13 protein-coding genes are annotated in these 13,012 nt (G+C 73.4%); 9 read left to right on the top strand and 4 right to left on the bottom strand.

What is annotated here, in order from left to right; genetic code table 11:
• Window positions 1-95 precede the first annotated feature (95 nt).
• From ACIQUT_RS32035 to ACIQUT_RS32020, 4 genes are all read left to right on the top strand, one after another.
• On the top strand, window positions 96-2,072 hold the full coding sequence (locus ACIQUT_RS32035; protein ID WP_403568087.1) for a galactose oxidase-like domain-containing protein: 1,977 nt from the start codon (window positions 96-98) through the stop codon (window positions 2,070-2,072).
• Window positions 2,073-2,521: 449 nt separating this feature from the next.
• A complete protein-coding gene (locus tag ACIQUT_RS32030) occupies window positions 2,522-4,543 on the top strand; it encodes an RICIN domain-containing protein (protein ID WP_403568086.1) in 2,022 nt (673 codons plus the stop codon).
• A gap of 182 nt (window positions 4,544-4,725) precedes the next feature.
• Window positions 4,726-5,397, top strand: a complete 672-nt coding sequence (locus ACIQUT_RS32025; RefSeq protein WP_403568084.1) for a hypothetical protein — start codon at window positions 4,726-4,728, stop codon at window positions 5,395-5,397.
• 94 nt (window positions 5,398-5,491) lie between these two features.
• The gene (locus ACIQUT_RS32020; protein WP_403568083.1) at window positions 5,492-6,373 is read left to right on the top strand and encodes a pirin family protein; all 882 of its coding nucleotides are present in this window, start codon (window positions 5,492-5,494) and stop codon (window positions 6,371-6,373) included.
• Window positions 6,374-6,399: 26 nt separating this feature from the next.
• Here the strand turns inward: ACIQUT_RS32020 and ACIQUT_RS32015 are convergent, their stop codons facing one another.
• From ACIQUT_RS32015 to ACIQUT_RS32005, 3 genes are all read right to left on the bottom strand, one after another.
• Window positions 6,400-7,029, bottom strand: a complete 630-nt coding sequence (locus ACIQUT_RS32015; RefSeq protein ID WP_403568081.1) for a HutD family protein — start codon at window positions 7,027-7,029, stop codon at window positions 6,400-6,402.
• A 79-nt stretch (window positions 7,030-7,108) separates the two neighbouring features.
• On the bottom strand, window positions 7,109-7,495 hold the full coding sequence (locus ACIQUT_RS32010; protein ID WP_403568079.1) for a hypothetical protein: 387 nt from the start codon (window positions 7,493-7,495) through the stop codon (window positions 7,109-7,111).
• 148 nt (window positions 7,496-7,643) lie between these two features.
• Window positions 7,644-9,005, bottom strand: coding sequence for an FAD-dependent oxidoreductase (locus tag ACIQUT_RS32005; RefSeq protein WP_403568078.1), 1,362 nt, complete (start codon window positions 9,003-9,005; stop codon window positions 7,644-7,646).
• A gap of 204 nt (window positions 9,006-9,209) precedes the next feature.
• Between ACIQUT_RS32005 and ACIQUT_RS32000 the strand changes: the two genes are divergently transcribed.
• A complete protein-coding gene (locus tag ACIQUT_RS32000) occupies window positions 9,210-10,310 on the top strand; it encodes a PHP domain-containing protein (RefSeq protein WP_403568076.1) in 1,101 nt (366 codons plus the stop codon).
• Here ACIQUT_RS32000 and ACIQUT_RS31995 read toward each other — a convergent pair.
• Complete coding sequence (locus tag ACIQUT_RS31995) at window positions 10,278-10,736, bottom strand: hypothetical protein (protein WP_403568074.1); 459 nt, start codon at window positions 10,734-10,736, stop codon at window positions 10,278-10,280. The two genes, ACIQUT_RS32000 and ACIQUT_RS31995, sit on opposite strands and share 33 nt — an antisense overlap.
• A 210-nt stretch (window positions 10,737-10,946) precedes the next feature.
• Between ACIQUT_RS31995 and ACIQUT_RS31990 the strand changes: the two genes are divergently transcribed.
• From ACIQUT_RS31990 to ACIQUT_RS31975, 4 genes are all read left to right on the top strand, one after another.
• Window positions 10,947-11,135 (top strand): DUF6381 family protein, encoded by a 189-nt coding sequence (locus ACIQUT_RS31990; protein ID WP_403568072.1) that lies wholly within the window; start codon window positions 10,947-10,949, stop codon window positions 11,133-11,135.
• Between the two features lie 127 nt (window positions 11,136-11,262).
• A complete protein-coding gene (locus ACIQUT_RS31985) occupies window positions 11,263-11,772 on the top strand; it encodes a DinB family protein (RefSeq protein ID WP_403568070.1) in 510 nt (169 codons plus the stop codon).
• Window positions 11,773-11,803: 31 nt separating this feature from the next.
• Window positions 11,804-12,382, top strand: coding sequence for a helix-turn-helix domain-containing protein (locus ACIQUT_RS31980; RefSeq protein ID WP_403568068.1), 579 nt, complete (start codon window positions 11,804-11,806; stop codon window positions 12,380-12,382).
• A 60-nt stretch (window positions 12,383-12,442) separates the two neighbouring features.
• Window positions 12,443-12,967, top strand: coding sequence for an HAD domain-containing protein (locus ACIQUT_RS31975; RefSeq protein ID WP_403568066.1), 525 nt, complete (start codon window positions 12,443-12,445; stop codon window positions 12,965-12,967).
• The last annotated feature ends 45 nt before the right edge of the window (window positions 12,968-13,012 follow it).

The following is a 13,012-nucleotide window of genomic DNA, read 5'->3' as shown; positions in this document are numbered from 1 at the left end:
GGAGCGCCATCCGCCGCAGCGCGGGGAGTCGAACCGAGGATTTCGGGCGGTTTCTTCTACTCTGGGCGCTTTCGGGCCTGGGAGGAGAGCAGCTCATGGCGGATCGGGCTTGGTTCGCACGGCGGTCGACCGTCCTCTGCGCCGGTACGGTCGTGGCCGCACTCGCCTCCCTCACCCCGGCCGTCGCGCAGGCACCGGACGCGACCCGCGGACACGCACCCCACCCGCACGTCCACCGCCACGCCGGCGGCCCCGAACCGGCCGCACCCGCCGCGCGGGCCTCGTCCGTCACCCCGGTGGTCCCGGATCCCGGCGAAGCCGCCGTCCTCGGCGAGGAGCACGCCCGGGCCCACGCCCAGCGGCGCCGGGCCGAGGCCGGCGCCGAGGGCTACCCGCAGGCGAAGCGCACCTCCGGCCTGGCCGCGCTGGCCCTCTCGCAGCGCAGGACCAACGCCGCACTCCCGGCGGCCCGGTTCGGCCGGTTCACCGACTTCTTCCCCTCCCCCGACTTCGGCGTGCACACGGCCCTGCTCCCCACGGGCAAGGTGCTGCTGTTCTCCTTCGAGCGGGTGGAGGTCAACCCCACCAAGGAGACCGGCCCCACCGACCGGATCGGCCGGACCAACGCGGGCCGCGCCTTCCTCTGGGACCCCTCCCTCGGCACCGGGGCCCGGGCGTTCAGGAAGGCGGAGCCGCCGACCGTCCTCATGCCCGACGGACTGAACGCCCCGCGCCCGGCGCCGTTCTTCTGCGCCGGCCACGCGTACCTGCCCAACGGCATGGTCGGGGTGTTCGGCGGCAACACCGGCGGCAAGGGCGGCAGCGGGGCCAGGCTGTCATTCGTCTTCGACCCGTGGACCGAGACCTGGTTCCGCAACCAGGACATGGCCGTCGGCCGCTGGTACCCGTCGGTGGTGACCGGGGCGGACGGCCGGCAGATCATCATGTCCGGCCAGTCCGAGCGGGGTACGGGCACCCCCACCCCGGTGGTGGAGCGGTTCCCCGCGCTGCGGCATCCCGTGCCCTGGCGCCCGTACGACATCCCCGTCGGGCTCGCGCCGGAGCGGCTGCGGGTGGACGCGCCGTTCCGGAACGACTACCCCCACCTGTTCTCGTTGCGCGACGGGATGGTCTACGGCCTCGGCCGGGACGCCGACCAGCAGTGGCTGTTCGACCCGGTGAAGGAGACCCGGGCCGACCTGCCCCGCCGCCCGGCCGACTTCCGCGGCTACGGCTCGGCGGTGCCGCTGCCCGCCGGACTGCGCGGCCCCGACTCGGTTCTGGTCCTCGGCGGGGACCCGCGGGACCCGAACACCTACCGGCTGTCCGGCGGCCGGTGGACCACCGAGGAGCCGCGGGCCTTCGGCCGTACGCAGGACGACACGCTCATCCTCCCGGACGGCACGCTGCTCACGGTCAACGGGGCACTGGACACCCGGAACTACGGGTACGGGCCGTTCAATCCGAAGGCCGACCTCAAGTACCGGCGGATCGAGCTGCGCGATGCGCACGGCCGGTGGCGGCTCGGGCCGGCGCAGCGGCTGCCGCGCGGATACCACTCGAACGCCCTGGTCCTGCCGGACGGCCGGGTGATGGTCACCGGCGACGAGCTCCAGCAGATCGCCAACGACCCCGACATCCAGGACGGGATGGACGGCAGTATCGAGCTGTACGAACCGCCGTACCTGCACCGGGGCGGCGGCCGGCCCGCCCTCGACCGGGTGCCCGCGGGCGAGCTCGGGTACGGGAAGGACTTCGAGGTGGCCAGCTCCACCGCGGCCGCGGTCACCCGGGCCGTGCTGCTGGCGCCGACCACGGTCACGCACGCGGTGAACACCAGTCAGCGGCATCTCGAACTCGCCGTGACGGCCCGCCCCGCCGCCGGACGCACGAAGGCCGGGGGTACGAAGGGCGCGAAGGGGAAGGCCGGGAACGCGAGGGCCGCCGCCACGATCGGCCTGCGGACGCCGCCGAGCGCCGCCGACGCCCCTCCTGGCTACTACCTGCTGTTCCTGCTCGACGGCAAGGGCGTGCCGAGCACAGGAAAGTGGGTAAAGCTGGGCGGTCGGTGAGGCACCGCACCGTCGCCACCCGGTCCGCGGGGCAGCAGTCGGGCGGGGCCCGCTGCCCCTCACGGGCGTTTTCCTAGGGCGGAACAGAGGATTCCTCACAGCTCGTGACAGCAGGAGTTCACCCCGTAGCATTTAGATGAATCCCTGACTGAATTACCGTCAACAAGCCGGATCACCTTATCTCGATTTGATAACGAGATAACAGGGGAGGACTGGACCTTTCCACCCCTACGCGCGTAACTGACGCTGCACATAGGCAAGTTGACTGATCATCAAATCGCACCACCAGGTAACAGTCAGATATCTTGACCGGCATTCCTGTTTGTCCGAATTCTCCGCGCCCCCCATCTGGCAGGCTCCCTCGCACCCACTCCTCCGACCAAGGATTTGAGGTGCGCATGACGGGTCACCGTCGAAGGAAGCCCGAACACCGGCGCAAACCGCGCCGCTTGATACTCGTCACCGCCGCCGTGGCCTCGGCGGCGGTGATAGCGGGGGGCCTGGCCTACTCCGGCCTCGGCGACGACGCCCAGGCCGAGACAACCGTGCAGGCGGCCACGGAGACGATCACGCCGGCCGCCGCTCCGGCCCGCGACGCGGAGCCCGATCCCATCAAGGAACAGCCCGCGAACGACGCGGACCGCGGCATGGTCTACGACGGCCTCAAGGCCGCGCCGAAGGGCGACCGCTGCGTCGGCGTCTACCGCACGGAGACGGGGCTGTGCAGCCACGGCCCGGACGCCCCGCCCAAGGACGTCGACATCAAGAAGGACGTCGCCCCGGCCGTGAAGTCGCAGGCCGTGGCCTCCGATCCGGCCAAGCCCGAGACCCCGGCCGCGGAAGGCAACGGGCGTCCTCAGGACGCGCCCGCCGCCGACGCCAAGGCCGCCAAGGACGCCCCCTCCGACGCGCCGGCCCCGGCCGCGACGGGCGGCACCGGCAGCCAGACCACCGCGGCCGCCGGCCCCGCCGGCCAGACCGTCCAGTGCGACAGCGACGGCAGCAGCGGCAACCGCGTCCAGGTGGTGTACGTCCACGGTCCCGACCGCGACCGGTACTCCGAGTACTTCGCCTCGTTCCGCAAGTGGGCGGCCGACGCCGACCTCATCTACTCGAACAGCGCCCAGGAGACCGGCGGCGTCCGTCACATCCGCTACGTGACGGCAGCCGACTGCACTCCGACGGTGCTCAACATCGAGCTGTCGGCCGCCGCGATGGCCGACTTCAACTCCACGAACAACGCGCTCGCGGACAAGGGCCTCAACCGCCGCGACCGCAAGTACATGATCTTCGCGGACAGCCAGGTCTACTGCGGCATCGGCACCTTCGCCGGTGACGAGCGCCCCGGCCAGAACAACCAGAGCAACTTCGGCCCCTCCTACGGCCGTACGGACTCCGGTTGCTGGGGCGGGCACACCGCCGCCCACGAGCTGGGCCACAACCTCGGCGCGGTCAACAACAGCGCCCCCAACACCAGCCGTGGCGCCCACTGCACCGACGAGTGGGACGTGATGTGCTACTCGGACACGCCGTACTACCCGCAGATGCGCAACATCTGCACCAACAAGGCGGCCGAGAACATCCTCGACTGCAACCACGACGACTACTTCCACACCAGTCCCAAGGCGGGCAGCTACCTGGCCACCCACTGGAACATCGCGGACAACCAGTTCCTGATGAAGTCCAAGGGCGGCAACGGCACGGACCCGGGCCCGAACCCCAACCCGAGCCCGCAGCCGACCAAGAAGCCCACGCCCACGCCGACGAAGAAGCCGACCGGCGGACCGACGGTGACGGCCGGCCAGATCCAGTCGACCTCGGTCGTCGTCAGCTGGCCCAAGGTGGACGGCGCGGCCTGGTACCAGGTCATGCTGAACGGCAAGCACCTGACGTGGGTCCAGTCGCAGTCCGTGCGCATCTACAACCTGCAGGCCGGCACGGAGTACAAGGTCGCCGTCTCGGTGCGCGACAGCGCCGGCCGTGACAGCGGTGCCGGCAAGACCACGGTCTTCCGCACCACGGGCGGCGGCGGCAACACCGCCCCCAACCCCAACACCCGCTACACCCTCCAGAACGGCAGCACCGGCATGGCCGCCGAGCTGTGGGGCGGCCGCAGCGCCGACGGCACGGTCCTCGTCGGGGCCCGGTCCAACGGCTACACCCACCAGCAGTGGGTGTTCGAGGACGCGGGCAACGGACTGATCCGCATCAAGTCCGCCGTCTCCGGCAAGTGCCTGCAGACGGGCGGTGCCCCGGCCCAGGGCATGTGGATCGCGCAGCAGCCGTGCGGCAACGGCTCCACCCAGCAGTGGAAGCTGAGCTCCGGCAACGGTACGACGGCCATCACGGACCCGAGCGGCGGCTACGCCCTGACCGTGAGCAACCGTCCGTACTACGGCGAGTGGCTGCTCGACCTCCAGCGCGCGGACGGCCGCGCGAACCAGGTCTGGACGGTCCAGAAGGCCGCCTGACCCGAACCGCCGACTGCCGGCGGACGGCTGCCCCCACGGCCGTCCGCCGGCCCCTTACGTTCACCCGCCCCACAGCGCCGGCCGCGCGCCCCCACGGCGCGGCCGGCACCGCGCGGTTCGCACCGCGGCGACTGCGGGACGGCGACCCCTCGCATCCCACCGCACCAGGGAGCACCACAACGATGCGCACACGACACGCTTTCCCCGTCCGCACCGGACTCGGAGCCCTGCTCCTGTTCCTCGCCCCGGCCCTGGGCCTCGCCGTGCCGACGACGGCCCACGCGCACGGCGACACCCTCAAGGTCTTGATCACCGGCCAGCGGGAGGGGCATGTCACCACCGACATCACCTGGGAGAACGACGGGGACGCCGTCGACGAGAACGTCGCCGCCACCGTCAACGCGACCAGCGTGGACGGGACCCGTACGCAGGGGCCGTGGCGACTCGTGCGGGGCCAGGGCGTCGGCTGGAGCACGGCCGAGGTGCTGCCGCCCGGCACCTGGAAGGTGACCATCGACGTCGGGTTCCCCGCGCTCGGACATGCCGAACGCGAGGTCGACGTACCGGTCGTGGACCCCGTACCGCCCGGCGGCTCCGCGGCGCCGACCGCTCCCGTCCCGGTGGACCCGTCCGCCTCGGCCGCGGCGCCCTCGGCCGTGCCGTCGGTCGCGGCTCCGGCGCAGTCCCCGTCGCCCGCCGCCGCTCCGGCCTCGCCGTCGGCGTCCGCTGCCGCCGACGGGAAGGCCGGCAGCGGCAGCGCCGTCTGGTGGACCACGGCCGGCGTGGCCGTGATCGCCCTCGCGGGCGCGGCCGTCGGCGTGCTCGTACGCCGGGCCCGGGCGCGACGGCGGTAAGCGGGCGGGCACGCCCGGCGGGATCACTCCGACGACCTGACAACCGAACGGAACCGCGTTGACGCCCCACCGGGCCGTGTCGTTCGCTCGGGGCATGGACATCACCGCCACCGCCGTCCGTTCCACCGCCCGGGTGTTCCGCCCCTTCCACACCTTCGAGGGCGAGGGCTTCCCGGTCCGCCGCCCCTTCCCCCAGCCCGGACTGCCCCTGGTCGACCCGTTCCTCATGGTCGACCAGGTCGGCCCGCACGTGCTGGGCCCGGGCGAGGCCAAGGGCGCGCCGCCGCTCCCCCACCGCGGTTTCGAGACCGTCCGGTACGTCATCGACGGCGCCGTGGAGGACATCGACTCCGCCGGGAACGAGCGGGTCATGAACGCCGGCGAGGTCCAGTGGCTGACCGCCGGCTCGGGCCTGGTCCGCCTCGCCCGCCCGACCCCCGAGCTGCTCGCCGGGGGCGGCCCGCAGCACCTCCTGCAGATCTGGGTCAACCTGCCGGCCCGGCTCAAGGAGACGCCACCGCGCGTCCAGTACGGGTCCGTCCCGCAGGGGATCCCCACCGTGTCCACCGAGTGCGGCGCCGCCGAGCTCACGGTGATCGCCGGTTCCACCCACGGGGTGACCGGCCCGTTCGAGACGCACACCCCCGTCCTCGTCGTCCACGCCCGCCTCGCGGCCGGCGGGCGCGCCGAGTTCGCCGTCCCCGCCGGGCACAACGCGATGCTGTACGTCCTGTCCGGGACGGCGGCCACCCCGGACGCCGGGCTCCCCGACGGCCACCTCGCCGTCCTCGCCCGGGACGGGGAGCGGTTCGCCGTATCGGCGCCCGGCGAGGCGGCGGAGGTGCTGGTCCTGGCCGGAGAGCCGATCGGCGAGCCGGTGGCCCGCACCGGCCCGTTCGTCATGAACACCGCCGCCGAGATCCGCCAGGCGCAGTTCGACTACCAGCACGGCCTGATCGGCCGCATCGCCGTCTGAGGCCGTCCGGCCACGACCGCCGGCGGCTACACGGGCCGACCGGAGAGACGGACCACGGCCGTGTGGCCCGGGCTGCGCAGGAGCCCGGTGAACGGCTCGCCGAGCGCGGGAACCCCGACCAGTGCCGCGTCGAAACGGTCGAGGACGGTGCTCGCTCCCTCGGCCTCGACATGCGCCGGACCCTCCAGGGCGACGACCAGCAGGACCTCGTCCGGCGCGGCCGTGAGCGTGAGCGAGCCCCGGACGACGGCGGTCTCGGCCGGGGCCGCGCCCCGGCGGTACATCACGTTGAAGTTGACGACGGGCCCGTCCAGCAGCCGGCAGCCGGTCGGTGCGTCGCCGGGGAAGTCCCGCGGCGCGAAGCGCTCGCCGACCACGCGGCGGGCGCCGGCCACGGTGAGGTCCATGCCCGCTCCCTCGGCGAGGGTGAGCGTACGGTCCACTCCGGGGAAGGCCGAGAACGGCCCGTCCGCGGCCACCTCGGCGAGGCTGACCCGCCATGCGAAGTCGTCCATGCCGGCCCCCTCGGGCCAGGCCGCGATCTCCCGGGTCACCCCGCCGCCGTTCTTCCAGGCGACGGCCGGCCGGTCATCGGCGCGCAGGATCCTGACCCGGCTCCCGCCGGGCACGGCCCCGGCCCCCGTTCCGATGTGCATGGCACCCCTCCCGCGACTCCGGCGACTCTCGCAACTCCCGCAGCTCCTGTCACACAGGAACCTAGCAAGCCCGCGGGACTCAGACGAGGCCGAGGCCGCGCGGCGGGACGAAGAGGTGGGCGGCCCGGTGCTCGGCGCCGACGAGGGCGGCGCCCGCCCCCAGGTCCGAGGCGGCGGTCTTCTCGACCCGGCGCCGGTGCTCGGCACAGCGCGCGCAGGCCGGGGCCCAGTCGGGCAGCAGGTCCCGGTGCGTGAGGGCCATGTGGCGGGCGAGCCGGATCCGGGAGCCGGGGCCGCTGTCCATGGGGTCCCAGTCGACGCCCCGGTCCCCCGTGAGCCACAGTTCCGCCGTGGCCTCCTGGATCTCCTTCATCGACCGGTAGAGGCGGGCACATCGGGCACAGCCGAACATCCAGGCCGGCGGCAGCGGCCACACGTCCTCGGGATCGAGGTCATCGGCACTCATGCCCGCCACGGTAGTGCCGTCCCGTCCCCCGTGCAGCCGTTCCCCCGGACTGCCCCCTCAGGGGTCAACCACCGGACTGCGACGGCCTCTTGGCAGCCCGGGGAACGCGAAGGGGCCCGCCGTCGACGGCGGGCCCCTTCGCGGGGGATCAGGCCCCGCTGGCCTTGAGCATGTCCTCGCGTTCGACGATCTTCACGCGCTCGCGGCCCTGCGGTTCGCCCAGGGCCTTCTCGGCGGCGTCCAGGCGGTACCAGCCCTCCCACGTCGTGTACCGGACGCTCCGCTCGGCGAGGAAGGCCTCGACGGCCTCCGGCGCGGGCTCGGCGGGGGTGTGCAGGCGGCCGGCCGCGTGGTCCTGGAGGAGGTTCGCGATCGTCTCGTTCGCGTCGCCCTTGGTGTGGCCGATGAGGCCGATGGGGCCGCGCCGGATCCAGCCGGTGACGTACGTCGACTGCAGGTGCTCGCCCGCCTCCATCACGCGGCCGCCCTCGTCCGGGACGGTGCCGGTCTCGACGTCCCACGGCAGCTTGGGCAGCTCGTCCGAGAGGTAGCCGACGGCCCGGTAGACGCCCTGCACGTCCCAGTCGGTGAACTGGCCGGTCCCCTTGACGTTGCCGGTGCCGTCGAGCTCGGTGCGCTCGGTGCGCAGGCCCACGACCTTGCCGTCCTCCCCGAGGATCTCGGAGGGCGACTCGAAGAAGTGCAGGAACAGCTTGTGCGGGCGCTCGCCGATGTCGCGGATCGCCCAGTTCTCCAGGGTCTTGGCGACCATGTCCGCCTGCTTGTTGGAGCGGCGGGTGGCGATCGAGCCCTCGTCGTAGTCGATGTCCTCGGGGTTGACGATGACCTCGATGCTGGGCGAGTGGTCGAGCTCGCGCAGCTCCATCGGGCTGAACTTGGCCTGCGCGGGGCCGCGGCGGCCGAAGACGTGGACCTCCAGGGCCTTGTTGGCCTTGAGGCCGTCGTGGACGTTGGCCGGGATCTCGGTCGGGAGCAGCTCGTCGGCGGTCTTGGCGAGGATGCGGGCGACGTCGAGGGCGACGTTGCCGACGCCGAGGACGGCGACCTTCTCGGCCTCCAGGGGCCAGGTGCGCGGGACGTCCGGGTGGCCGTCGTACCAGGAGACGAAGTCGGCGGCACCGTAGGAGCCGTCCAGTTCGACGCCGGGGATGGCGAGCGCGCGGTCCGCGGTGGCACCGGTGGAGAAGACCACGGCGTCGTAGAAGGAGCGCAGCTCGTCGAGCGTGATGTCGCCCGGGTAGTCGACGTTGCCGAAGAGGCGGACCTGCGGCTTGTCGAGCACCTGGTGGAGGGCGGTGATGATGCCCTTGATCCGCGGGTGGTCGGGGGCGACGCCGTACCGGATCAGGCCGAAGGGCGCGGGCATCCGCTCGAAGAGGTCGATGGAGACCCCCGGGTCGGCGGCGGCCTCGGACTTCAGCAGCGCGTCGGCGGCGTAGATTCCGGCGGGGCCGGCACCGACGATTGCTACCCGCAGAGGGCGAGGCATGACTTGTTCCCTTCGACCGAAAAACTGGATCAAAGGGAACCCTAAGCTAAGGGCAACCTAACCCGGCACCCGCCCCCCGTTTATAGCCTCATAACCCTGACTTATGACCATTCAAAGCATCGCTTTGGGGGGCGTCGGGTCGCCCTGCAGCCCGGGTATTCCGGAGGAAACTGGGAGGAAACCGGCGATCTCGGGAGGTGGCCGATGGACCCCGTGGCGGCACTGCAGCGGATCGCCTTCCTGCTGGAGCGCGGCCAGGCGCCGGCCTACCGGGTACGGGCCTTCCGCACGGCGGCGGACACGCTGACGCGGATGGGCGAGGACGAGGTCGCACAGCGGACCGCCGCCGGAACGCTGGAAGCGGTCAAGGGCATCGGGCCGAAGACCGCCCAGGTGGTGCGCGAGGCACTGGGCGGGGCCGTCCCGGACTACCTGCAGAAGCTGGAGGACGAGGTCGCGGCCCATCCCGAGGGGCCGCCCGCCCCACCCGCCGCGCGTGCGCTCCGCCGGGCCCTGCGCGGGGACTGCCACCTGCACTCCGACTGGTCCGACGGCGGCAGCACGATCGAGGCGATGGGGCGGGCCGCGGCCGCCCTGGGCCACGCATGGGTGGTACTCACCGACCATTCGCCGAGCCTGACCGTCGCACGGGGGCTGTCGCCGGAACGGCTGCGCGAGCAACTGGACGCGGTGGCGGAGCTGAACGAGGCCTGGGCGCCCTTCCGGATGCTGACCGGCATCGAGTGCGACATCCTCCCCGACGGCTCGCTCGACCAGGAACCGGAACTGCTGGACCGGCTGGACCTCGTCGTCGCGTCCGTCCACTCGAAGCTGCGGATGGACGCGCCCGCGATGACCCGGCGGCTGCTCACCGCCGTACGCAACCCCCTGATGGACGTGCTGGGCCACTGCACGGGACGGCTGGTGACCGGGCGGACCCGCCCCGAGTCGCAGTTCGACGCCGAGGCGGTGTTCGCCGCGTGCGCGGAATCCGGAACCGCCGTGGAGATCAACAGCCGGCCGGAGCGGCTGGACCCGCCGCGCCGGCTGCTGCGGCTCGCGGTGGAGGCCGGGACGCTGTTCGCCATCGACACGGACGCCCACGCGCCGGGCCAGCTGGACTGGCAGCCGACCGGCTGCGCACGGGCCGTGGAGTGCGGGGTGCCCGCCGAACGCGTCGTCAACACGTGGCAGGAGAAGGACCTGCTGGCCTGGACCCGCACGCGCACGCCGCCGCGGGGGCGGGCCCGGCACGGCGCCGGGTCCGCGCGCTCAGCCGCCGGCGCCCGCCCCCGCCCCCGGTGACCGGTTGACCAGGGCCAGCCCGGCGAGCAGTGCCGCGACCGCGGCGCAGAGCACCGCGGCGGCGCCCGCCCAGGCCAGGGAGGCGCTCACCGCGCCGGAGAGGGGGTCGTAGCCGCCGACGCCGCCGGCCACGTGCAGGGTGACGACCCCGAGGGCGGCTGCCGCACCGGCCCGCCACACGGCGTCGCCGTCCCGTATGCCCAGGGCCGCACCGAGCCCCAGGCACAGCAGGGCGGCGAGGAGCGGCAGCAGCCCGGCCGGGCCCGCGGACGGGACCGCCGTCGGGTCGCCCGGCAGGTGCAGCACGCCGCAGGCCATCAGGGTCGCGGCGACCGGCCGGCGCAGGGCACGGCGCAACGGCCGCGACGGCGGCGACTGCCGTGAATGCCGTGACGGTGAGCCGGCCGGGGCCACTGGGTCGTTCATCGAGAGCTCCGTTCGCCGGCGTGCGGGGCTGCGCGGCGCACGCCCGGTCCCATTCACCGTCACCCGTCCGCGTTGCGCCATTCGCGCGGGGCAAACGGGGGAGCACCGGCTCCGGGCGGGGCGCGCGGGGAGGCGGCTCGAGATGCGTCCCCGCGGCACTGCTGTTTCGCTGAATCCGCTCTTCCCACCTCCCACCCCCGAGGAGAGACCATGAATGCTTCCAGCGGATCCAGCGGCCGTGTCCGGCAGTTGCGCGAGAAGGCGCTGGAGCTGAACCGGGCCGCCGAGCGCTCCGCCGACCCGGAGGAGCGCCGTCGGCTGCAGGACAAGGCCCGCCGGCTGCAGGAGCAGAGCGAGCAGGAGAGCAAGATCGACGATCGGGGTATGGATCCGATGTAGGCCGTCGACGGTCCGGGGCACCGGCCGGCAGCCGCACGGCTCCGGCCGGTGCCGGCTGGTGCCGGCCGCCTGCGGCGGTACGGACGGACGGCAGGTCCGGCGGGTCCGACGAGTCAGGGGACGGTGGATGAAGGCGACACAGGTACTGGCCGACGGGTACGGGCGGATCCGAGAGGTGGTGCACGAGGCGGTCGAGGGGCTGTCGGCCGAGGAGCTGAACGCCCGGATCGACCCGCATGCCAACTCGATCTCCTGGCTGGTGTGGCATCTGACCCGGGTGCAGGACGACCACGTGGCGGACGCCTCGGGCCTGGAGCAGGTCTGGACGGCGCAGGACTGGGCGGCCCGGTTCGCGCTGCCGCTGCCCGCCGAGGACACCGGGTTCGGGCACAGCGCGAAGCAGGTCGGCACGGTCCGCGTCGACTCGGGCAAGCTGCTGCTGGGCTACTTCGACGCCGTGCACGAGCAGAGCCTCGGTTTCATCCGCTCGCTCGCCGCGGCGGACCTCGAACGGATCGTCGACGAGGGCTGGGACCCGCCGGTCACCCTGGGGGTGCGGCTGGTCAGCGTCCTCGCGGACGACCTCCAGCACGCCGGCCAGGCGGCGTACGCACGGGGCGTGCTGCGGCGGCGGTGAGCCGCGGAACGGGCACCGTAGGCTTGCCGTCATGGCAAACGACGATGCCGCCGTCCTGGCCTCCGTGGGTCCGCGGCTGCGCGCCCTGCGCAAGAAGCGCGAGATCACCCTGACCCGGCTCTCGGACACCACCGGCATCTCGGTCAGCACGCTGTCCCGCCTCGAATCCGGCGAGCGCAAGCCCAACCTGGAACTGCTGCTGCCGCTGGCGCGCGCCTACGCGGTCCCGCTCGACGAGCTCGTCGGGGCGCCGCCCGTGGGCGACCCGCGGGTGCGGCTGAAGCCGATCCGGCGGGCCGACATGACCATCGTGCCGCTGACCCAGAACCCCGGCGGGCTCCAGGCGTTCAAGATGGTCATCCCGGCCGCCCGCAGCGCACCGGATCCGCGGACCCACGAGGGGTACGAGTGGCTGTACGTGCTGAGCGGCCGGCTCCGGCTGGTCCTCGCCGAACGCGACCTCGTCCTGAAGGCGGGCGAGGCCGCGGAGTTCGACACCCGGCTGCCGCACTGGTTCGGCAGCACCGGGGAGGCCCCGGTGGAGGTCCTCAGCCTGTTCGGCCCGCAGAGCGAGCGCGTGCACGTCCGGGCGAAGCCGCGCGAGAGGTAGCCGGTCCCGCGGCCGGTACCGGGCTGCGGCCGCGGGCCCGCGTGGGGAATGATCGCGGGGATGGAATCCGCACTGCCTTTCGTCTTTCTGGATGTCGACGGTCCGCTGATCCCGTTCGGGGCGACACCGCGGGAACTCCCGGGCGGCTACCCGCTGTACGGGCCCGCCGACGACGGGAACCCGCTGCTGGCCCGGCTCGACCCCGCACTCGGCCCGCGCCTGCTGGCCCTCCCCTGCGAGCTGGTGTGGGCCACGACGTGGGGGGACGACGCGAACGCGTGGGTCGGGCCGCGGATCGGGCTGCCGGAGCTGCCCGTCGTGGCCTGGCCGGACCCGTCCGACGAGGACGGCCCGGGTGCGGGCCGGGGCCGCCCGCACTGGAAGGTGCGCGCCCTCCTCGACCACGCGGCCGGGCGGCCGTTCGCCTGGGTCGACGACGAGATCGGCGGCGCGGACCGGGCCTGGGTGGACGCGCACCACCCGGGCCGGGCCCTGCTGCACCGCGTCGACGCCCGGTTCGGGCTCACCGACGCCGACTTCGCCGTCCTCGGCGCCTGGCTGCGCGGCCCCGTACGGCTCGGCTGAGCCCGCGCGCCCTGCCCTGTGCACGCGCCCCGGCGTACGCGCCGG

The sequence above is a fragment of the Streptomyces sp. NPDC090445 genome (genome assembly GCF_044769385.1).
Lineage (GTDB): Bacteria > Actinomycetota > Actinomycetes > Streptomycetales > Streptomycetaceae > Streptomyces.
This window is presented reverse-complemented; position numbering and strand designations above follow the sequence as displayed.

Coding starts and splice junctions, on each gene's coding strand:
- ACIQUT_RS32015 (WP_403568081.1), bottom strand. CDS start 7,029: ATGCACATCGGAACGGGGGCCGGGGCCGTGCCCGGCGGGAGCCGGGTC.
- ACIQUT_RS31975 (WP_403568066.1), top strand. CDS start 12,443: ATGGAATCCGCACTGCCTTTCGTCTTTCTGGATGTCGACGGTCCGCTG.
- ACIQUT_RS32020 (WP_403568083.1), top strand. CDS start 5,492: ATGGACATCACCGCCACCGCCGTCCGTTCCACCGCCCGGGTGTTCCGC.
- ACIQUT_RS32000 (WP_403568076.1), top strand. CDS start 9,210: ATGGACCCCGTGGCGGCACTGCAGCGGATCGCCTTCCTGCTGGAGCGC.
- ACIQUT_RS32010 (WP_403568079.1), bottom strand. CDS start 7,495: ATGAGTGCCGATGACCTCGATCCCGAGGACGTGTGGCCGCTGCCGCCG.
- ACIQUT_RS31995 (WP_403568074.1), bottom strand. CDS start 10,736: ATGAACGACCCAGTGGCCCCGGCCGGCTCACCGTCACGGCATTCACGG.
- ACIQUT_RS32005 (WP_403568078.1), bottom strand. CDS start 9,005: ATGCCTCGCCCTCTGCGGGTAGCAATCGTCGGTGCCGGCCCCGCCGGA.
- ACIQUT_RS32025 (WP_403568084.1), top strand. CDS start 4,726: ATGCGCACACGACACGCTTTCCCCGTCCGCACCGGACTCGGAGCCCTG.
- ACIQUT_RS31980 (WP_403568068.1), top strand. CDS start 11,804: ATGGCAAACGACGATGCCGCCGTCCTGGCCTCCGTGGGTCCGCGGCTG.
- ACIQUT_RS32035 (WP_403568087.1), top strand. CDS start 96: ATGGCGGATCGGGCTTGGTTCGCACGGCGGTCGACCGTCCTCTGCGCC.
- ACIQUT_RS31985 (WP_403568070.1), top strand. CDS start 11,263: ATGAAGGCGACACAGGTACTGGCCGACGGGTACGGGCGGATCCGAGAG.
- ACIQUT_RS31990 (WP_403568072.1), top strand. CDS start 10,947: ATGAATGCTTCCAGCGGATCCAGCGGCCGTGTCCGGCAGTTGCGCGAG.